The 21,572-nt window shown below is 41.9% G+C and carries 16 protein-coding genes; 4 read left to right on the top strand and 12 right to left on the bottom strand.

Translation table 11 applies throughout. From position 1 onward, the window contains the following. Positions 1-26: 26 nt before the first annotated feature. The 3 genes from ACFSRY_RS14410 (at position 27) to ACFSRY_RS14420 (ending at position 2,377) form a co-directional block, all read left to right on the top strand. Complete coding sequence (locus tag ACFSRY_RS14410; RefSeq protein ID WP_377509033.1) at positions 27-869, top strand: 1,4-dihydroxy-2-naphthoyl-CoA synthase; 843 nt, start codon at positions 27-29, stop codon at positions 867-869. 248 nt (positions 870-1,117) lie between these two features. Next, complete coding sequence (locus ACFSRY_RS14415) at positions 1,118-1,492, top strand: methylglyoxal synthase (protein WP_377509036.1); 375 nt, start codon at positions 1,118-1,120, stop codon at positions 1,490-1,492. Between the two features lie 291 nt (positions 1,493-1,783). After that, positions 1,784-2,377 carry a hypothetical protein gene (locus tag ACFSRY_RS14420; protein WP_377509039.1) on the top strand — a complete coding sequence of 198 codons (594 nt, stop codon included), beginning with the start codon at positions 1,784-1,786 and terminating at the stop codon, positions 2,375-2,377. Positions 2,378-2,447: 70 nt separating this feature from the next. Here ACFSRY_RS14420 and trpS read toward each other — a convergent pair whose 3' ends face one another. The 8 genes from trpS to ACFSRY_RS14460 all read right to left on the bottom strand — a co-directional run bounded on the left by trpS (position 2,448) and on the right by ACFSRY_RS14460 (position 10,274). Next, positions 2,448-3,422 carry a tryptophan--tRNA ligase gene (gene trpS / locus ACFSRY_RS14425; protein WP_377509042.1) on the bottom strand — a complete coding sequence of 325 codons (975 nt, stop codon included), beginning with the start codon at positions 3,420-3,422 and terminating at the stop codon, positions 2,448-2,450. A 79-nt stretch (positions 3,423-3,501) separates the two neighbouring features. Beyond that, a complete protein-coding gene (locus ACFSRY_RS14430) occupies positions 3,502-3,984 on the bottom strand; it encodes a copper resistance protein NlpE N-terminal domain-containing protein (RefSeq protein ID WP_377509045.1) in 483 nt (160 codons plus the stop codon). A 293-nt stretch (positions 3,985-4,277) separates the two neighbouring features. After that, complete coding sequence (locus ACFSRY_RS14435) at positions 4,278-5,204, bottom strand: EamA family transporter (protein ID WP_377509048.1); 927 nt, start codon at positions 5,202-5,204, stop codon at positions 4,278-4,280. Between the two features lie 212 nt (positions 5,205-5,416). Continuing rightward, on the bottom strand, positions 5,417-6,214 hold the full coding sequence (locus ACFSRY_RS14440) for a queuosine precursor transporter (protein WP_377509051.1): 798 nt from the start codon (positions 6,212-6,214) through the stop codon (positions 5,417-5,419). Positions 6,215-6,309: 95 nt separating this feature from the next. Next, on the bottom strand, positions 6,310-7,227 hold the full coding sequence (locus ACFSRY_RS14445) for a ribonuclease Z (protein ID WP_377509054.1): 918 nt from the start codon (positions 7,225-7,227) through the stop codon (positions 6,310-6,312). 15 nt (positions 7,228-7,242) lie between these two features. Next, entirely contained in the window at positions 7,243-7,620 is a 378-nt protein-coding gene (locus ACFSRY_RS14450; RefSeq protein ID WP_377509057.1) for an STAS domain-containing protein, read from the bottom strand. A gap of 53 nt (positions 7,621-7,673) precedes the next feature. Next, a complete protein-coding gene (locus ACFSRY_RS14455) occupies positions 7,674-8,621 on the bottom strand; it encodes a phosphoribosylaminoimidazolesuccinocarboxamide synthase (RefSeq protein ID WP_377511204.1) in 948 nt (315 codons plus the stop codon). A gap of 192 nt (positions 8,622-8,813) precedes the next feature. Further along, complete coding sequence (locus tag ACFSRY_RS14460) at positions 8,814-10,274, bottom strand: SDR family oxidoreductase (protein WP_377509060.1); 1,461 nt, start codon at positions 10,272-10,274, stop codon at positions 8,814-8,816. A 592-nt stretch (positions 10,275-10,866) separates the two neighbouring features. On the opposite strand from ACFSRY_RS14460, the gene ACFSRY_RS14465 reads away from it, so the two are divergent. Next, positions 10,867-11,586 carry a S8 family serine peptidase gene (locus ACFSRY_RS14465; protein WP_377509063.1) on the top strand — a complete coding sequence of 240 codons (720 nt, stop codon included), beginning with the start codon at positions 10,867-10,869 and terminating at the stop codon, positions 11,584-11,586. 71 nt (positions 11,587-11,657) lie between these two features. On the opposite strand, the gene lysA is transcribed toward ACFSRY_RS14465, so the two are convergent. The 4 genes from lysA to ACFSRY_RS14485 all read right to left on the bottom strand — a co-directional run bounded on the left by lysA (position 11,658) and on the right by ACFSRY_RS14485 (position 21,305). Beyond that, the gene (gene lysA / locus ACFSRY_RS14470; protein WP_377509066.1) at positions 11,658-12,800 is read right to left on the bottom strand and encodes a diaminopimelate decarboxylase; all 1,143 of its coding nucleotides are present in this window, start codon (positions 12,798-12,800) and stop codon (positions 11,658-11,660) included. After that, the gene (locus ACFSRY_RS14475) at positions 12,793-14,124 is read right to left on the bottom strand and encodes an aspartate kinase (protein WP_377509069.1); all 1,332 of its coding nucleotides are present in this window, start codon (positions 14,122-14,124) and stop codon (positions 12,793-12,795) included. Before ACFSRY_RS14475 ends, lysA begins: the two co-directional genes overlap by 8 nt. Before the next feature lie 143 nt (positions 14,125-14,267). Further along, positions 14,268-18,614: a T9SS type A sorting domain-containing protein gene (locus ACFSRY_RS14480; protein WP_377509072.1), complete on the bottom strand. Its 4,347-nt coding sequence runs from the start codon at positions 18,612-18,614 to the stop codon at positions 14,268-14,270. A 555-nt stretch (positions 18,615-19,169) separates the two neighbouring features. Further along, positions 19,170-21,305 carry an immunoglobulin domain-containing protein gene (locus tag ACFSRY_RS14485; RefSeq protein ID WP_377509075.1) on the bottom strand — a complete coding sequence of 712 codons (2,136 nt, stop codon included), beginning with the start codon at positions 21,303-21,305 and terminating at the stop codon, positions 19,170-19,172. Between the last annotated feature and the right edge of the window lie 267 nt (positions 21,306-21,572).

A 21,572-nucleotide genomic window follows, 5' to 3' on the forward strand; every position in this document is an offset into this window, starting at 1 on the left:
TATTTGCAGTATAAAATTTTAGAATCATGAGCAAAGCAAATTGGATAACTGTAAAGGAATACGAAGATATAACCTATAAAAAATCGAATGGCGTGGCGCGTATTGCCTTCAACCGGCCAAACGTGCGAAATGCATTCCGCCCGAAAACAGTAGGGGAGCTTTTTGAAGCTTTTCTGGATGCCCGCGAAGATACTTCTATTGGGGTAGTGCTGCTTTCTGCCGAAGGTCCATCTACAAAGGACGGCGTTTACTCTTTCTGCAGCGGCGGAGACCAGAATGCACGTGGCCACCAAGGGTATGTAGATGAAGCCGGAATGCCGCGCCTGAACATTCTCGAAGTACAGCGCCTTATTCGCTTCATGCCGAAAGTGGTGATTGCTGTTGTGCCTGGCTGGGCAGTAGGTGGTGGTCATAGCCTTCACGTAGTGTGTGACCTGACACTCGCCAGTAAAGAACATGCAATTTTTAAACAGACCGATGCTGATGTAACAAGTTTTGATGGGGGCTACGGATCAGCTTACCTGGCTAAAATGGTAGGGCAGAAACGAGCACGTGAGATATTTTTCCTGGGTAGAAATTATTCGGCACAGGATGCCTATGAGATGGGTATGGTGAATGCTGTAATTCCTCATAATGAACTGGAAGATACAGCTTATGAGTGGGCACAGGAGATACTCGCCAAATCGCCGACATCTATTAAAATGCTTAAATTCGCCTTTAATCTTACAGATGATGGTATGGTAGGCCAGCAGGTATTTGCCGGAGAAGCTACCCGCCTTGCTTATATGACTGAGGAAGCCAAGGAAGGCAGAAATGCCTTTTTGGAGAAAAGAAAGCCAGATTTCAAGGATATTAAATGGATTCCTTAATTAAAGCTATAGTGTTAAAATAGAAAAAGCTGTTTTTGTAGGTTTACCTTTACTTGTAAAAGCTCCTTTGCCCGAATAAGGCAAGGGAGCTTTTTTAATGGCTTTTATTGTAAAATGGTACTCAAGGCTTTCCATCTACTGCAGAAAGGAGGTTTATTATATTATTGTTAACTACATAGTTATCGTAAGGGAATATTATAAATTTACCAAAACTCCAGGTAAGATAGAAAACGAGAATAATCATTATTATGAAAAAAACCATTGCTTTAATTGCGCATAATAGTCGTAAGAACGATTTGCTGAACTGGGCGAAAGTTAATTATCAGATTTTGCGGGAACATAACCTTATTGGCACGACCAACACCTCCCGGCTTATCAATGAAATGCTGGATCTGGATATTAAAGCCTTCGGGCATGGTCCGAGTGGTGGGGATATTTTGCTTGCTGCAAAAATTCTCCAGGGAGAAGTAGATAAAGTTATTTTCTTTATTGATGCTGAAACACCACACGGGCACGAGCATGATATACAGACGCTTATAAGAACCGCAGTGCTCAACAACATTCCCATTGCCTTGAACAGAGCATCTGCAGATCTAGTTGTTCAGGATCAGAGCAGAAATTAATTTTAAATTAATTTTTGTAAAAAGTAGTAATAGAGCTGGAATTCAGGTCTTTATTTTGTACATATTAAAGATTGTAAAAGTCATATTTATATTCCTGGTTTGTCTAATTTTCAGTGCAATCCTACTTTTGTTCACTTCGTTTATAGTTGCTTACACTTAACAAGAAAGGCTCTTCACTTCTCTAGAGGGTCTACTCAAACCTAATAAAGGTGTACTGACGTAGAAATTTATTGTATCGGCTATTTTGTGCCAATACATAATGTTTTAAACAAGAATTAAACAAAAACGACTATGAAAACTGAAAAAGATAAATTGATGAAAATTTTAAGTACTGGTCTTTGCTTTACGCTGATGACTGGCTTAGTTGCCTGCGGCGGTAACGATATGGAAACAGCTGAAGAAACAGAGACACTTGAAACTACAGCTGAGGTAGATGCTGGCGTAATGGAAAACTGGGACCAGGAAAGATTCGGTACCACATTCGCTTCTAACAGACAATATGGCGAGTGGGATGAGAATGATGATAATCTGTTGGATGAGAACGAATTTTACACAGGTTTCTATGACACCTGGGACATCAACGATGATGAGTTAATTGATGAGAATGAGTGGACAACTGCCAGTAGAGACTACGGAATTGAGAATAACAATTGGGCAGACTGGGACGTGAACAGGGACAATAATCTAGATGAGAATGAGTTCAGGACTGGTTTTGCTAACAGTAACTACTACGGGGAATGGGATAGAGACAGAGATAGCATGATCAATGAGCGTGAATATTCAGATGGTATATTTACTCTTTGGGATACCAACAGAGACAATATGTTAGATAACAATGAATATAATGAGCGTTATAACCGCTATTATGGTGAGGGTGATATGTAATCCTATAAACCGATATACAAAAAAAGCCTGAAGTTTCCTTCAGGCTTTTTTTGTATATCGGTTTATAGGATTAGAAGCCTAGCTTTTCTCTGACACGTTGTAGAACAGGTTTTGCAATAGCTTTGGCTTTTTCTGCACCCTCTAGTAACTTTCTGTCTACTTCCTCAAGATTATCCATATAGTAATTAAACAACTCGCGTTCTTTAGCATACTTACGGATGATAATCTCATACAGCGCCTGCTTTGCATGCCCATAACCATAGCCGCCAGCCAAATAATTTTGACGCATGGTCTCAATTTCTTCCGGGCTGGCTAATAAACTGTAAAGCTGAAAAACAGTATCACTATCCGGATCTTTGGGCTCTTCAAGTGCAGTGCTATCAGTTATAATGCTCATGATTATCTTACGAAGTGGCTTGTCTGCCTCAAAGATATCAATAATGTTTCCGTAAGATTTACTCATCTTTTCTCCGTTGATGCCAGGTACTGTCATAACAGCTTCATCTATACGGGCATCCGGTAGCACAAAGGTTTCACCGTAAATGTGGTTAAAAGAGCTTGCGATGTCTCGGGTAATCTCCAGGTGCTGCATTTGGTCCTTACCAACCGGAACAATGTTGGCATCATACATCAGGATGTCTGCAGCCATCAGTACCGGGTATGTAAACAACCCCGCGTTTACTTCCGAAAGGCCTCTGCGCGATGATTTATCCTTAAAAGAATGTGCGTTCGCAAGCATTGGAAAAGGAGTAAAGCAACTCAGGTACCAGGTGAGTTCTGTCACCATCGGTACATCTGATTGGCGATAGAAAACATGCTTATCTGTGTCAAAGCCGAAAGCAAGCCAGGCAGCGGCTACAGCATAGGTATTGCTTCGCAGCAGTTCTGCATCACGCACAGTGGTAAGAGAATGCATGTCAGCAATAAAATAAAGCGACTCCTGTTCAGAAGTTCTTGACAATTCAACAGCAGGAATGATAGCTCCTAACAAGTTGCCCAGGTGAGGTCTGCCAGTTGCCTGTATTCCGGTGAGGTAACGTGCCATTTATCTTGAGTTCTTAAGTTCTAAGTTGCAAGATAACCTAAAATGGCTTTGAATTGAAATACATGAGCCAATTTGGCTGCTACCCCCTCTGCTTTTGCAGCATATAGTTGTGTTTTGATTTGATGGAGCTCTGTTTGCGGTCGAGCATCTTAATGTCATAATCATTTAGCCGCAAGAAGTATAGCGGATCATAATTTCCGTCAGGTATTAATTGGATTACAACTGCTTTGGGGTCTTGTTTATTTCCACGTGCAGGAATCCATATTCCTTTTATGCGAACAACATTACTGCCTGCAGGCTTTCCTAAATAAGTTTGTTCCAATAGGAAAGTCTTACCCTTGCCAGCTTTACCTTCTTTGAGTGTAAGCTTCATTTGTATGCCCTCGCAATCTACACAGGGTACCGTGCCAATATATGTTCCTGTTGATATGGTAATGGGTGCTCTTGATGAAGAGTTAATAGTAAGAGCTAGTTTGGTATCAGTTGGTTGAGGAGTTTCGGTTTTAAACTGAAAACTCATAGCTAAAGCAGCTACAATTGTGATCGAAAATACCTTTTTCATGTGCTAACAGGGTAAAAATAAAAAAGAGATAAGCTTTCCCTTAAAACAGGTGAGGTAGGTAGATTATTGTTTTAGAAAAGTATTCGATGAAATTTCAGGAAGTTTTGGCGCTCCTAGAAGGAGGAGCTGGTTCAGCAGGAAGAGGAAATGGTAGAAAACCTTGTAAAAAACAATGGTTAGGAAAACAGCAGAATTGCTGAACCTAACCATCATAAATCAACCAATTTATTTTCAAAAACTTTTATAGTATCATAGGCAATTTAGTAGATGAAGAAAAGAGTTTAGTTTTGATGTTAATATAAAGTTTCTGCCACTGGCACTGCCCGGGCTTTATTAATTCTTTTAAAAATCATTTTCCAGTTAGCTATTAGAATGGCAACTAAAATCAGAATCACCCCCAGCCATTGTATAGGCCAAACCTCCTCCTGCAGTACTAACCGCGACATTAGCACAGCTACTGGTAGCTCAGCAGCACTAAGTATGGCGCTGAGTCCAAGACCTGTTTTAGGAATGCCATATGCGTAGAAAATAGGAGGAAGCACTGTCCCGAATATTGCTAACACAAGCCCCCACTTAAATAATCCGTTCAAAAGGGCACCATTCACAAGGAATACAGGTGGAAAAACAGTGAAAATGAGTACACAGGCACCTGTTAAAAGCAAGGCGCTTTTGGTGATTGGGTGCATGTTGTTTCCCACTTTCCCATTAATGGCCAGAAAAACAGTATAGCTTATTGCAGCCAAAAGACCATAGCCTATTCCTGCCCAATCAAATTCCGGAAGCTTATCAGAGAATAATCTGCCGGCAAGGCAGGTACCAATTAATACCAACACCACCATGCCTACCTGTGTTTGTTTTGGCAGTCTGCGCTTGATAACAGCATCCAATAAAAGGCTCATCCAGGTAAACTGCATCAGCAGAAGAATGGCAATGGAAGCAGGTACTGTTTGTACGCATTTGTAATAGAAAATACTTACAAGGCCGGTGCTAGTGCCCATGGCAGCTAATTGCAGCTTTTCTCTGAACGACGTGCTGTTGCTTTTGCTGCCAAACAGCTGTCGCAACAACACCATCACCCAAAGAAAAATCAACCCAAAAAATACCTGTGTGCCCGTTACGTCACCCAGGGTAAAACCTTCTTTATATGCTAACTTAACGAATGTAGAAAGTATGCCAAAACTACAAGCCCCAAGAAAAACCAATATGATTCCTCTGAACATGATTGTCCCTCCAAAGAGATATATCTAAAAAAAATGAAATAAGGAGGCTGGTTAGCCTCAAATGCAGAAGAGAGGAGCTACTATAGGTCGTGCAGGACGTACCCGGTAATAAAAATTTGTGTATGTGCTAAGTGAGCTGGCATTTTTTTCTTTTGCAAGGATGCAAAGGTAACAACCAATGTTCAGACATTGCAAGTATTTTGAAGAGAAATTTATTCTTTGCTTGCCATTGCTGCTGCTTCAACTGTAGCTTTTGCTTGATTATCACCTAAATAACGGTCTATAAAATAATGAGCTACATATAGGAGGGGGGTTAGTAGAATGGCAACAGTAAACTTGTAAAGGTAGTTGATCAGGGCCACTGAAAGCACAAGCTCCATGGACCAGTTGCCAAAGAGGAAGAAAGCGATGAACAGTACTACAAAGCTGTCTATTAGCTGTGAAACTAAAGTAGAGCCTGTTGCGCGAAGCCAGATTTTCCTGCTGCCGGTAAAGCGGCGCAACCAATGAAAAACAGTGGCATCCAGAAACTGCGATACCAGAAAAGCCACAACAGAGCCAATTATAATCCCAAGGCCTTGACGATAAACTGAATTGAAGGCGAAATCAATATTAAATGGATTCCCATTCGGGTCCTGGCTGTTAATTTCTGTCCAGAACTGTGCTGGAGGAAGACCGGTGACAACGGTTATGACTAGAAAAGCATAGAGGATAAGCGCTACTGTAAGAATACTTACCTTCTTTACTCCTGCTTTCCCAAAGTACTCATTGATGATGTCTGTTGTAATAAAGACTACAGGCCATATAACTACTCCGGCAGTGAGGTTGAAATCAAGCTTGCTGCCGCCAAGGAGAGGAATCTGGGCTCCGGGTAAACCAAAGAGAGCCTCACCCGAAAAAATTTTGACTCCAATCAGTTCAGCAAGCAGAGCGTTTGCGATAAAGATTCCGCTCAGAACCAGGAACAGGTTCGTACGCTTCCTTTGTATGTCAGAGGTTGGTAAAGCCATAATTTTTTGGGTACAGCTTATAAGACTGTTCTTGCAGAGGCAAAATTACTAATTAAATTAGACCTTCTAAGCTTACCAATATTCAGAGGAAGCTCTTATTCCACGACACTGAAAATGCTGCCTTCTGTGGCGAGGTCAGTGTCTGGGAAAACACTTCTGGCCTCGTTCAAAAGGGGATTGAGGTCTTTATAGCGAACGGAGAAGTGGCCAATTAAAAGCTGACGAACCTGAGCATTTGCAGCAAGCTCTGCTGCTTGCCGGGCTGTACTATGGAAAGTGTATTCTGCCCGTTCACGCAGGTCATCAGCGAAAGTGGCTTCATGATAGAGCAGATCAACCTCATTCAGGTAAGGTAGCAGATCGGGCTTATAACGGCTGTCAGCACAGTAAGCATAACTACGGCTACGCTTTGGGTCCATTGTTACTTCCCTGTTCTTAACAAGTAACTTACCTTCCCCGTCATAAACGTCCTCTCCCCATTTCAGCCGAACCAGTTGTGGAGGTGTTAGAAATGAAGGAAGATTCTCCTTTATTAGCGGACGGGGCTTTTGCTTTTCACGGAACAGAAAGCCACAGCATGGAATTCGGTGCTCCATGGGTATGGTGTGAACCGTAAGCTGTTTATCTTCAAAAACTTTTTTGTGAACGGTTGTGTCAAGCTCATGAAAATTAAGCTTAAAGCTCAGATTAGTGCCGGAGTACTTAAACTGAAGGCTTAGTATTTCAGAGAGACCCGGAGGGCCAAAGAGATGCAAGGGTGCCTGGCGTCCCTGTAAATGCATCGTTGAGAGTAAACCAGCCAGTCCAAAGTAATGGTCACCGTGTAAATGGCTGATGTAGATGTTTGAAATGCGCTGATGCTTTATCTTGTAAAGCATCAGCTGCATTTGTGTTCCTTCGCCGCAGTCAATCAGATGATACTGATTACCAATAGTTAGAATCTGGGCGGTATTATGTCTGTTTGCCGATGGTGTGGCCGACGAACTGCCTAATATCCTGAGTTCGAAATCCACAATAGGCGGCTATGCTTAGTCTTCTTTATTAGTTAGGTCCTGCTCAATCTCGTGCAGGAAAACGCGGTCAATAGCCTCCTCTACAGTAGGAAGGATATTCAATACTGACTCAAGTTTTGAAATTGTGATTAGCTTCATAACATGGTCCTGAAGCCCAGTCATGATCAATAAGCCATTAGATGAGTTGCAAAGACGGTTTGCAATCAAAATAGAGCTTAAGCCTGAAGAGTCTGTGTATTTTACGTTATTTAGGTCAAGAATCAGGTTAGTAATACCTTCAGCATTCAACTTCACGAATTCAGACTTCAGATCAGGTGCAATAGAAGTATCTAACTTCTTCTCATCTATCGTGATAATTGTGTAGTTTTCTTTCTTATCAATCGTGTACTTCATAGATCTACCTATAAGGATTTAAAAGCAAATGTACCAAATCTACTTTAAATATTTTAATCTTTGGTACTAAAAATGTTTCCTGTTACCTGCTCCTCAATTTGTTTAAGGATATTTGAATAATTCTCTTTTACAAAGGTTGTTCCTGTAAAAGCCTCGAATAACTCAATGTAACGCTCTGATATTCCGGCAACTACATCGTCTGTCATTTCTGGTATTTGTTGGTCTTCTTTCCCTTGAAAACCATTTTCAATGAGCCACTGCCTGACAAATTCTTTTGAAAGCTGGCGTTGTGGTTCATTCTGTGCCTGTCTCTCCTCGTAACCCTCACTGTAAAAGTAACGGGAAGAATCAGGGGTATGGATTTCATCTATTAAAAAAATCTCTCCCTTATACTTGCCGAACTCATACTTAGTATCTACCAGGATAAGGCCTTGCTGCTGCGCCAAGGCTGCTCCTCTTTCAAACAGCATGCGCGTATAACGCTCTAAATTAAGGTAATCTTGTTCAGATACAAGTCCTTTCGCTAAAATTTCTTCTCTGGAGATGTCTTCATCATGCCCTTCATCCGCTTTGGTCGTCGGGGTAATAATCGGCTCGGGTAGCTTATCATTTTCTTTTAAACCATCTGGTAAGGCTACGCCACAAACGCTTCTTTTGCCCGCACGATATTCCCGCCAGGCATGTCCTGCCAGATACCCTCGTATTACCATCTCTACTTTATAGGGCTCGCAATGGTAACCAATAGTAACATTAGGATGCGGTGTAGATATTACCCAGTTAGGTACAATGTCTGCTGTGGCTTTTAGGTTCAGAGCAGCTATCTGATTCAGTACTTGTCCTTTATAAGGTATGGCACGCGGAAGCACCACATCAAAGGCCGATATACGATCTGTTGCTACAATAGCCAGTTTGTCCCCGAAATAGTAAACATCACGCACTTTGCCCCTGTAAAAGCCTGTCTGGCCAGGAAAGGAGAAGTCGGTTTCTTTTATAGCCTCCATTTGGTTTGATGGGTTATCGAAGAGCAAAGTTAACTATATTTTATAGGGCGAGAAAAATTATAGCTGTACAAAGTGTATTTCATCGGTATCGCCCTAAATATAGGCTGAAAAATATATTGAAGTATACTAAGGGGGAAGGTTAAAGTTTTATACTTGTGAACCTATAAATAGCAATATAATAGGAATATTCAACTACTGCATCTGTTTTTTGTCTGCTGAGTAATTGATGATGTTTTCTATCATTCCTCCGAAGATGATAAAGTGGAAAGGCAAAACAGCATACCAGTACAATCTGCCTAAGAGTCCGTTAGGGCGGTAGGCCGCCAACTGCTCTAAGTAGTTGCCGTCAGGCTCTTCGGAAACTTTGAACTGCAGCCAGGCTTCACCGGGTAGTTTCATCTCAGCGTATAAGAGCAGGCGTCCCTGTTGTTCATCAGCTACCAACACCCTCCAAAAGTCTATTGTGTCGCCGGCTTTAAGATCGTAGGGGCTTCTACGGCCACGCCTCAGCCCAACACCTCCTGCCATTTTATCAATGATGCCCCTGATACGCCATAGGAAATCTGTTTTGTACCAGCCGCGTTCACCACCAATCCTCCAGATGTTCTCCTGAACTTCGGCTACAGGCCTGGTAAATTTTCTGCGCTGCTTATCTGTAAGTACACCAAATTCAGGTATTTGCACAAAGTCCATGTAGTTTAAGTGCATCGTGCCGCTTACAAGTGAATCTTTCCAGCTTGACAAAACCATATTTTGCTCAATTTTATTAAAAGCCAGTTTTATAGCTTCATCATAGGTTAAGCACTGATGCGGAATGATGTCATTTATGGAATAATCTTTCACCACCACATCGTTACGGAGGCTATCAACTAAACTTCTAGCGAGGTTAAAACTGGTGCTCGTTACAAAGTATAACCAGTAGGAAGAAAGTCGTGGAGTTAACACAGGCACAGTTATCAGGTAGCGTTTCAGGCCACGGATACGGGCAAACTGAAGGATCATTTCTTTGTAGGTCATCACATCAGGGCCTCCAATCTCAAACCGCTTGCCATAGCATCTGTCATTACCAAGTACAGTGGTTAAATAGAAAATAACATCGCGTATAGCTATAGGCTGACACATAGAGTGCAGCCACTTAGGAGTTATCATAATGGGCAATTTTTCAACCAGATCCCGAATTATTTCAAAAGAAGCGCTTCCTGATCCTATAATGATAGCTGCGCGTAATACTGTAAGTTTTGCTTTGGCTTCCGCCAGTAGTTCCTCTACATGTAGACGGGAAGTGAGGTGTTTTGACAGGTGCTCAACGTTTGCAATACCACTTAAATAAATTATTTGCCTGGCCGTAGTCGAGTTAATATACGTTCTGAAGTTGAGTGCTGCATTTGCTTCAAGCTCAGAAAAGTTATGATCTCCACCACCCATGGAGTGCACCAGGTAATATGCTGCATCCAAATCTAAAGGTAAACTGTCTAGCGAGGACGGGTTGAGTAAGTCACCTTTTATTACTTGTACTTTTTCTTTGATTGTTGGGGGTAATACAAATCTTCTCGGGTCCCGCACCAGGCACAGTACCTGATGCCCCTGGCTCACCAAGAATGGTAGAAGCCGCTTCCCGATATAGCCGTTGGCACCTGTAAGAAGTATTCTCATTGTTCTTTACTAAACGAGATAAATATGGGTTTGGGTAATTTATAAAAAGGTACCCTTCAATATAACTAACTATGGAAAGTGTATTTATAACCGTATAGCGTACCGGGCTTAAAGTATGTAGGGCAAGGCTGTATGAAGCTGAAATGAAATTAAGATAGAAACAGAGCACCTTGGGTGTAACTTTAGCCCTAAACTCCTCTAGTAGGTTTAAGTGATTGGCTATGACTTCTTCTGGTGTGAAGCAAAAGGAGTGGCAGGGGGGTGGAAAAATGATATACTCACACTTATTACAACACCAAATAAGTCAAAAAGGAAGTGGGCTTTTATTGCACTACTTTCCGAGCAAATCTCTTCTGAAGAAGTAGTGAACTGGCTTTGATGATCCTACAGTTCGTTCTCAATACGCAAAATTAGTAGATCGATTTAGTGGGGTAGAATTGAAATTTGGCTTTTAAATATATAAATATTCCGTAAAATATATTTAAGTATGTTTATTGTATGTTAGGTGCGTAAAAATGCTGGTATAAATTGTAGCTGTAAGCTAAAACTGTTCGTACAACTAGTATGTGTTGATGATCTAAATTGTACGAAAATGATAAGAAAATATTTACTCCCTATATTTGTTATGGCCTTGTTTGGCTTCTCCTCCTGCAGACAGGAAAGTGGATCCCCGGTAAGAAATGTGCGCTTTGACCCCAACTTGTTAAACCAGATGAAAGATGGCTCTTCGTGTGCCTCCCACAGTTACTTTTATGAAGACAAGGAGGTGAACTTAGGTGCTGTGTTCACAAAGCAAGTATTAGTGTCTTTTACAGCTGGTAGTACCTATGAGGAGCAAAAAAATACCATGGAAAAATACGGCTTTGTAAAAGGAATCGGTTATCCTGCCACTTTTAGCTCAGGTACCCTTTTTAACTTATCTTTAATAGATGGGTTAAGCTGTAGCCAAACCGAACAGGCCTTAAAAGTTTTATCCAAGGACCAACTCGTAACGTATGCAGCGCCCTATTTTGTGCAGCAATCCAATCTGCTTGGTGTAAGTAATGAAACTATTGTAGCTGTACAGGAAGGTAAAAAAGCCACTCTGGATGATTTGCTTCAGGCTTATGGTGCAAGTGTGGTTACCAGCCTGGGTGAAAATGTATATGTTGTTGAAGTGGATAAAAGCTCTAAGGGTAATGCGCTTGAATTGGCGAATTACCTGAAGTTGCAAGAAGGCATTGCGCACGCGGAGCCGAACTTTGTGGTTTCCGATGCTCCGGCAAATCCTGCAAGCTCTTTACGTAACTTATCAGGAACAACACGCAGGTAAAAGGCAGTAGCTCATAAAAAAAAGCCCGCTTCTACTTATTTAGAAGCGGGCTTTTTTTTGAGCTACTGTTCTTACAGGTACAAAGCCTTTACCTTGTTGCGCAGGTTGTACCCAGAAGCCATCACTTCGCCGTAAGCACCGGCAGTATGGATCGCGATAAGATCACCCCGATTGGTTTCCGGCAGCATAACAGCCTTGCCAAAACAATCCGAAGATTCACAGATCGGGCCAACGACATCGTAGCGCACATCTTCCTTTTCGCTGGTGATGTTCTCAATCTTGTGGTAAGACTGGTACAAAGCAGGGCGAATCAGCTCCGTCATGCCGGCATCCAGTATGGCAAAGTTGGTAGTTACACCTTTCTTGATGTAAAGAACTTTGGAAACAAGCGTACCGCACTGTGCCACAAGCGCACGTCCCAATTCAAAATGCACCTGTTGCCCTGGCCTTAGCTCCAGGAACTGATTAAAAAGACTGAAATAAGCTGAAAAATCTGGAATTGGCTGTTGCTCCGGGTTATAATAATCTACTCCTAAACCACCTCCAACATTTACATGCTCCAATTGAATCTTATGTGCCTCAAACCACTCCTGAAACTCATTAACTCTGGTGCACAGGTTTCTGAAAACAGTTAAATCCGTGATCTGTGATCCAATATGGAAGTGTATACCTATAAGCCGGATGTTTGGTAACTTGTTGAGTAGTAAAAGAACACTGTCCAGTTCCCAGGCATTTATTCCGAACTTGTTTTCTTCCAGGCCGGTAGTAATGTACTTATGAGTTTTGGCATTTACATTTGGGTTAATGCGCAGGGCTATACGGGCTGTTCTGCCTTTCTTTTCTGCCAACTCATTCAGCACCTCCAGTTCATGACTCGACTCGCAGTTGAAGCAGAAAATATCCTGGTCCAGTGCGTAGTTTATTTCATCATCCGATTTACCTACACCCGCAAAAACTACATCCTGTGGAGCAAAACCATTTTCAATGGCTGCCCGAACCTCATTGCCGCTTACACAGTCGGCGCCAAAGCCATGCTGACGCATTTCATCAAGAATTGGCTGATTAGCATTTGCCTTAAGTGCATAATGCACATGAAAATTATACTTATTGGCTTCCTGCTTGGCAGCTTTTAGCGTTTGACGCAGTAGCTCCAGGTTATAAACATAAAGTGGAGTAGCATGCTGACGCAATTCCTGTAAGTGTTGCTTAAGCATTGGCTGTGTTTCTTTCAAAAATTCCATCGTTCAACCTTGTTAAAGCTTCCACCTTATCGGTAGTATTTATTAAGAGGCTGATATTATTTTTGCTTCCGCCATAGGAAATCATGCGTAGCGGTATATATTGAAGCGCCTCAAATATCTTCAACCCAGAGCCACTGCGTTCAGCTATAAAATCACCTACCACACAAATAATTGTCTGTTCCTGGTCAACTTCCACTTGGCCAAACTCTTTCAGTTCTCGCACGATCTCATCCAAAAACTTAGAGTTATCAATTGTTAACGAAACAGCTACCTCAGAGGTAGTGATCATATCGATAGGTGTTTTATATCGCTCAAATACTTCGAACACACTGCGAAGAAAACCATAAGCCAGTAACATCCGGCCAGACTTAATTTTTATAGCAGTGATATCATCTTTGGCTGCAACAGCTTTAATGCTACCGCCTTTGCTCTGTGAAGTGATAATAGTCCCTTTGGCCTCCGGTTGCATGGTGTTGAGCAGGCGCACAGGAATGTCTTTCTGTTTAGCCGGATATACACTGCTTGGATGCAGAATTTTAGCTCCAAAGTAAGCCAGCTCCGCCGCCTCATCAAACGAAAGTTCAGCGATAGGATAAGTGTTTTTTACAATACGCGGATCATTGTTGTGCATTCCATCAATGTCAGTCCAGATCTGGATTTCCTCGGCATCAGCGGCAGCACCTATCAGTGAGGCAGAATAATCAGAACCACCCCGCTTCAGGTTATCTACCTCACCAAAAGCGTTCCGGCAGATGTAGCCTTGGGTTATAAATAACTTATTGCCAGTATGCTGCTCCAGTTCTGATCTCAGGTTTTTGGCAATATATTCTGTGTCCGGCTCCTCATTTTCATCAATCTTCATGAAATTAAGGGCAGGTAACAGTACAGAGGGTAAATTCTGCTCCTCCAGGTAAAACTGGAACAAAGCAGTAGAAAGCAATTCACCCTGAGCTAACACCGCTCTCTCTTCATGAATTGTGAACAGGTCAAGGGTAAAAGAGCGGATGTATTCGAAATGATTGATTAGTAACTCTTCAGCCTGTTTCTTTTTAGCAGGAGAGGAGTATAGCTCCTCAGCCACCTGTTTATATTTATCATGAAGCGCATCAATCAGCGCTCTTGCTTCCTGGTTCATATTCTGGTGCAGTTTTTCTGCGATTTGCACCAGTGCATTCGTAGTGCCGGACATAGCCGAAAGCACCACAATTTTTGGCTCATCATTTTGGATGAGCGAGGCAACCGCCTTCATTCTCTCAGCAGATCCTACGGAGGTACCACCGAATTTTAAGATTTTCATCTAGGTGTCTTAAAATAATAAAATTGTAGACTACAAAAATAGTGTAGTATGTTTAGATTATCAGTACAAACAATAAATTAATATAAAACCGAAGAGGCTGCTTTACAAAGCAGCCTCTTCGGTTTTAAGTACTGATGCTGTGCTTATTGTGCTTTTAACACTTTTAGAGTAGTATTAATTTCAGTACCTGTGATATTCAGGAAATACAGGCCTGTGCTTAATCTGTTTAGGGGAAGGACAATATTGTTTGATCCTTCAGCTACTCTCTGCTTAAAACTATGAATTACTTGTCCTCTTGTGTTCATAAGATCTAACTTTACCTCTCCTGCAGTTGGGGCGAAAACCTGTACATTCAGTTCTTTAGAGAATGGATTCGGGTAAGCCTCTGCTAAACCTGTGCTAGAAACCTTTCCTATAAGTACAGTTATAGACTTGCTATAGCTGTGTTTGCCGTTAAAGTCAATTTGCTTTAAACGATAATATACAGTGCCGGCACCTGGTCTTGTGTCTGTGAAATTGTAGCGCAGCATCTGTGAGCTACTACCATTACCTTTCACAGAACCAATTTTTTCAAAGCGCTCCCCATCAACGCTTCGTTCTATTTCAAAACGATCATTGTCTTTTTCAGAAGCGGTAATCCACTGAAGATACACCTTTCCTTCTGCAACGTTTCCAGTAAAGTATGCCAGCTGAACAGGCAAGGGAGTGAAGGGTGATGCTGGTGTTCCACGGTCATACATTCTGATCAGCATAGCAGTGTTAGAGGCAACGGAATTAGCATCTATTGTGCTGGTCATGAAGGTGTAAGAGCCAGCTAAAAGTGCTGATGCATTCGATACTGTCAGAACAGCCTCCTTATTAATGATTGAGAAAGAGGTGCCTGAAGGCAAAAGGCCGCTTGTGGAGGTAATACTAGAGATTCCCCCATCCTGGTCAGATATAACAGCAAGTATATCGCCATTTACATACTCGTCAATAAATTTTGTTGTTTTAACACTTGCAGCGGCAGGGCAGTTAACAGTAATTGTAACACTGCTGGCTGTACTTATAGTTGGTGTAGTACAATTTGTTGTTACGGTCCATGTAAAGACATAGGTTCCGGATACTAATCCTGTTACAGTAGTGTTGGCCGAGGTAGCGTTTGTTATGCTGCCTCCTGATGGACCACTTGTTTTTGTCCATGTTCCAGTGCCCGGTGCTGGGTTGCTTCCTTGTAAAGTAGCGGTATTACCACACACAGTTTGATTAGGTCCTGCAGAAACAGTGGCAGCGGGGCCGCTGGTTACATTTACAGTTGGTTCTGAAATTAGGTTCGAGTTGCAAACTCCGCCAATAACTTGAATCTGATATGTTCTACTCCCGGTTATGCTTAGGATACCTGTTGAAAGTGTTCTGATAGTGCCATCACCTGCGATAGTTGCCCCTACCTGGCTGTTCGTGCTCTTTTCAATCAAGCTGTAACTGTAGCCATTCTGAGTGCTAAAGCTGAAGCTTACGGAATTGTTGAGACAAATAGTAGAGCTGCTCGGGGTAACAACCTGATTAACAGTGGGCCCTGTTCTGGTAATTGAAATTATTCTGGAATTCACATTTTCTGCAACGCATCCTCCTTCCAATCTCGTAATAACTACACCGTACTCTGTGTTCACACTAACTGGTAAAGCAGGAAAGCTGATGTCTCCTGCAGCAGTAGGGATAAGTGGGCTTCCAATTTTATCTTTAGTAGTGTTATTTAAAATAAGTTGGTAGGAATATCCTACTACTGCATTTGTAACAGTAATTACACTTGACTGCCCTGGGCATACCCCACTCTGGTTTGTGGCAGAAAGTGTAAAGTTATTTGGTACAGGACCATACACTCCAACTGTCAGATCTCCTCCTATTTTGTACTGGCATGAAGCACCAATCTTGATCGTTCTAACAAAAAGAACTTTCCCATGGTCAGCATTAGAGAATACATAGGAGGTTAAGTTGATGGCATTTCCTGTGCCTAGTACAGAATAACCAAATAAAGTAGCCTGGGCATCAGTTTGGGTAGCTGTTCTTATGTAAATGCTGTAAATGGTGCCTATTTCTGATTTATTTAATCTTACTGTAGCATTTTCTCCTGGGCAATACATTGCTTTAGATAAACTTGTAGTTATTGTCTGATCTGCAGCTTTGCATTGTACTTCTACTTCAGGGGAGGAGGCGCTTTCACAAGCAGTGCCAGAGGGGGCAGATGCTCTGACTGTTAGTTTGGCACCCGCATATAGTTCAAATGGTGAAATGTTGTTTATTGTCCAGACATCTCCTGCCTGAGCAGTAACAGGTGCAAGGTTTCCACTGTTGTCACGATAAGGTTCCCCGTTTATATACAAGGTAACTATAGAGCCTGCCGGAGCTCTGCCAGAAACACTTGTATTGCCTTCCATTACAGCAGGGGAACTGTTGATGGATAGTACTGAGGGAACGTAAGCAGTACCAATAGTTAAAGAGCTAGATTGGCTACTTTCGGCTTTACTTATGGCTTTTGCTGTTGCAGAAATACTTTCACCGCCTAGCAGTGTTGTAAAGCCTGTAGCTGTCCATTGGCCTGCAGAGTTAACATAGGCATGTGGGCCTGATGGGGAGGTTACTAGCACCCCATTTCTATAGATCCTGATCTCGGTTCCTGCTGCTTCGGTAGAAGTGCCATAAACAGTAGTTGTTCTTCCGCAGTAGGTACCTGTTATAGTAGGGATAGCAGAAGTAACTGTAACAGGTACAGCGTTAGAATATCCGGAAGAAATCGTGCTCGTGCAACTACCGCTAGTTTCCTGCTTTGTGGCACGGGCTTGTAATACGTCTCCGTTTACTAGTCCTGTTAGATCAATTGTCCATACTGTTGACGTCGTGTTTGGTGATGTGCCCAGGGTTGCAGAACCTACTTGTATACCGTTTTTAGTAAGAATAAGTGTAGAGCCAGAAGGTCCGGTAACAGTGATTGTTGCTGTAGATGACGTAATACTGGCAGGGGAAATGGTTGGAGTTGATAGTGTTGTACCAGAGGAGGAGCACAAAGAGTTAGAATTGTCAGAAGTACAACCCCCGTTGGCAGCAGTTAAAGTAAAATGATATTGGCCCGTCGGAAACTTACCGTTTGTAGGTTTAGGATAATTAAGTACGCTATTGTCAACTGTTATTATGTGGGTTCCGGAGACACTGGCAACATAGTAACCGTAGTTGATTGTAGCGCCGTTATCGACATAATATATTGTTATTGTACCGGGTGATGATAGGGAAACTGTAAAATCTTTGTCGCTGTTCGTTAAAGCTGTAACAACTGGAGGCTGAGTGGAGCAACCACCAGAACCAGACGCTTGCTGAACAGAAACAGGAGAAGATAAAGCAGACACTGATTTGCCAGAGGGCGTTACGGTTGCTGTTATCTGAGCACCTGCCGCAAGTGTGATTCCTGCAACAGGAAATGACCAGGCACCATTTGCGTCGACTGTAGCAGTGCCAATGCTACTTCCGTTTCGGTAAATAGTTATCACAGATCCGGATGACTCTATAGAGGTACCAGTTATAGTTGCGCTGTTTGTGTAAATAGGGCTATTCACTGTTGGCGCGGTTGCCTTTACCAATGAAAACCCATTGTCTTTTATTACAGTTGGTGTTTCTGCTGTAGTGCTACCAATGATATCTTTTAAAGCTCCAACTAAGTTGCCGTTATATTTCGTGTCATCAACACCTCCTATGTCCGAAGCGACCCCGAAAAGGCCACTTTGAGCACTTGTAACTGTTACACCAGTCATGCGAAGAGACGTGGTGGATGTTATTGGAATAGCTCCTGTAAAAGCAGAAATAGGAACATAGAAGTCGTAAAAATAGTCAGGGTCACCTCCTCCAACTGAAGAAGCAACTGACTTCTGTGAATACTGATCTACTGAACCATTGAATATTATGGGCCCAGCTGCATTAACAACAGGATTTGCATTAACATTGCTGCCATGGTAATAAACCCGAACGTCAAAGTTCGTCGCTAGCACTACCTCATATTCAAATCCAGGATTTTTGCCGGTGCTGTTAAGGGTGTTGTTAGCATCAATCAGGATGCTATATCCCTTTGATGCTGTAGACTGGCCACCCAACCTTATTCTGAATAAAAAATTTGTGCCGTCAAAATAGGCTGCTAACGGAGAGGAACCTGTGCCCTTGGGTGCGTAATCGGTATGTCCGTACTTGGCACCTGTAGATAAGTCAGAAAGAGGTTCATCCATGAATACAGGGAATGGCTTGTAAGGTATTTCGCTAAAAGCAGCGCCTTCATCGGTGTTTGTTGCTGGAAAACCTTTGTTGTTTAAAGAGATATAACCATCACCATTAGGGTCTAATATTTTATTGCCACCATTTGTTGCAGGCTTATATATCAGCCCTGGTGTTTGCGCAATTGAGGAGACATTAGTACCTAAAAGTATTATGGCTATAATACTAAAAGCTACTAGGTGGAATATAACTTTTTTCATCCTTCGGCTAAAAGAAATGCTGAAGACTCATCCTTTTTCTTTTATCAAGGATATTCTTCAATTATTTTCCCGCCTAAGTGCAAATTAAAAACCTAATCGACGTTAACATCTGAAGATGTAAGAGATTGCCTCTGGGAATGAGTAACATTCATTCATGTCGGTATTAATATTTATAACAAATATTTGTAAAGTTTTATAAGCTAAAAGTGTTTATATTATTGAAATTCCCATAATGGGAGCTTGTTTGTCTAGAATGGGAAGAAGTGCAAGAGGGGGGAGAAGTAGTGATGATAGATTGTTCTAAAAGTTATTTATGATTTTTTTCATAAAGCAAACTAGTTAATGAAGCAATGTTCTACCTGTTTTAAACTTGTAATACCATATTTTTTAACAACCATTTAAGCTTATCTCTATGTTTGATTTGATAGAGCCTCTAGATTCGGTAATTCTGATGACATAAACATTCACACAAGCTCATTATCCAGTAGGGATTTACTGACTTCCTTTACTCTTTTGGAAGTAGCTAAGGGAATTAGTTAAATCAACAAAGGCTCTTTAATGAGTGTATTGTGACTTTATCACCTTCTGAGTAGAATTAATGTTAGTACCAGAGAGTTTTAAGACATAAAGGCCGCTGCTTAGGGAACTTAAAGGCAGGTAAACATCATTCACACCTTCAAGCATATACTTTTTATCAGTATAAACAATTTTTCCGCTAGTATTAACTATTTCTAAAGAAACTTCTCCGGTTGAGGGGACGGTGACAATCATCTTTAACTCACTATTAAATGGATTGGGATAAGCCTCAACAATTCCTGTTTCTGGCAAATTTCCTAATGAGAATGAAATAACTTTACTGTAGCTAAACTCACCGTTATAGTCTACTTGTCGTAATCTGTAGTAAACTGTTCCGGAGCCCCCATTGGCATCTGTAAAATTATATCGAAGCATCTGTGCACTGTTGCCATTACCCTTTACAGTTCCAATCTTTTCGAAGTTCCTACCATTTTTGCTTCTCTCTATTTCAAAACGATCATTATTTATCTCGGATGCTGTGACCCACTGAAGCTGTACTTTATTATCAGCTGTATTGCCCGTGAAATAAGCCAACTGAATTGGTAGTGGGGATGGGGTAATAGTGGCTGTAACAGCAGTTCTTGCTGATTCGCAGCCATTGGCACCTACAGTAGAAACGTAATATGTGGTGGTTTGATCCAGACTTGGTGTAGTGTAGTTAGCTTGGATAGCACCGCCAATAGCTGTACCGCCACTGTTCACAGTGTACCAGCGGTAGCTGCCTCCGGAAGGTGCACCAGAAGCACTAAGCGTAACAGAGCCTGCCCCTTCTCTTGATGCCCCTGTAGTAGCAGGTGCATCTGAGGGTTGGTTAACTGTTGCTGTCACTGCTGTCCTGCTACTCTCGCAGCTGGAGCTATTAATAGCTGCTACATAATAAGTAGTAGTCGAGCTAATACTAGGTGTTGTGTAACTGCTTGTGTTAGTTGCAAGAGCAGTGTCTCCAGTTGAGGAGCTGTACCAGTTAAATGAGCCGGTAGAGCCACTTGCATTTAAAGTAACAGTACCGGACCCGCACCTGGAGCCGCCTGTTGCACTTGGAGCAGCAGGAACAGTATTAACTGTGGCAGTTACGGCAGTTCTTGTGCTCTCACAACCAGTTGTGGTATTAAAACTACTAACATAATAAGTTGTAGTAGTGCTGATGCTCGGTGTGGTAAAGCTGGTGCCCGTTGATAAAACTGTTCCTCCGGATGATGCGGCATACCACCTGGCTGTAGTGCCATTAGCCCCAACCGATGCAGTAAGGCTAACTGAACCTGGGCCACAAGTACTGCCACCATTACCAATCGGAGCTGTAGGAACAGTGTTTATTGTTGCTGTCACTGGTGTTCTGTTGCTCTCGCAGCTACCTGTAGTGGTAGTTAAATAGTAGGTGGTGGTAGTGCTAAGGCTAGGGGTTGTATAAGTTGATGTAGTTGCTAGTGAGGTGCCACCAGTAGGTGTAGAGTACCAGTTATAAGTGACTCCGCTTGGTGTGCCACTAGCGCTTAAAGTTACAGCACCAGGGCCGCATCTTGAGGCTCCAACTGCGCTTGGGGCTGACGGGGTTGTAGTTACTATTAGTTGTATAGAATAGTACCAGCCTTGTGCACCGCCATTATTTGTATAAAGAGCACGGTAAAAGCCACTGTTATTAGGGTTAAGGCTTGCTGTAAAAGTATAATTTGGATTAGTAGCTCCGGCAATGATAGTATAGGAGTTTGCAACTCCTGTAGAACTATATTCCCAATGTCTGAAAATATGACCATTAGGTGCAGCTTCGCTTGAATTAAGAATGTATATTCTCCCATCACAAATGTATGATTGTGCAGTAGCTGCATTGGAATTAATAAGAATCAATCCAGCTATTAGTCCTGGTAAAAGAAACGGAACTCTAAAAGATGAATTTTTCTCTGGCTTGGAGACTTGCGAGACAAAATTAAGATAGTTCCAGAAGGTACTGTTTTTGGTATGGAAAAGTATTTTGGAGAGATATAAGCTTCTGTACAAGCTTAGGTAAGAGAAGCTTGTATACAGCTTCTTGTTTTCATCAGTTCTCAAACTTCTGGTATTCCAAAGGAGTGAATATTTGAAAACTACAATTGTTGTTGCAACAAGTATAACTATTTCCATGCACTTAAAGGTGAGAATTTAAGAACTAAGGCCAACGATTACTCCAGAGGAGCTTTAACAAACTTTTACTCTCCTAGATGTTCAATAGTAATGCCCAGTATTCCTTTGCAATAAGCTTTATTAGCTATAGGACCTTATGAGGTGTTAGGTGAATGTTAATCTTGCTAAAGTTACTTTTGTTATAACAATAGGTATATGTGGTAAAGTGTTGAGATTTACCTGTTTGTATCAAAATGGGAAGGTGATTTCTAAAAAGGGGAAAGGGAA

The organism is Pontibacter locisalis (assembly GCF_042684605.1).
GTDB lineage: Bacteria > Bacteroidota > Bacteroidia > Cytophagales > Hymenobacteraceae > Pontibacter > Pontibacter locisalis.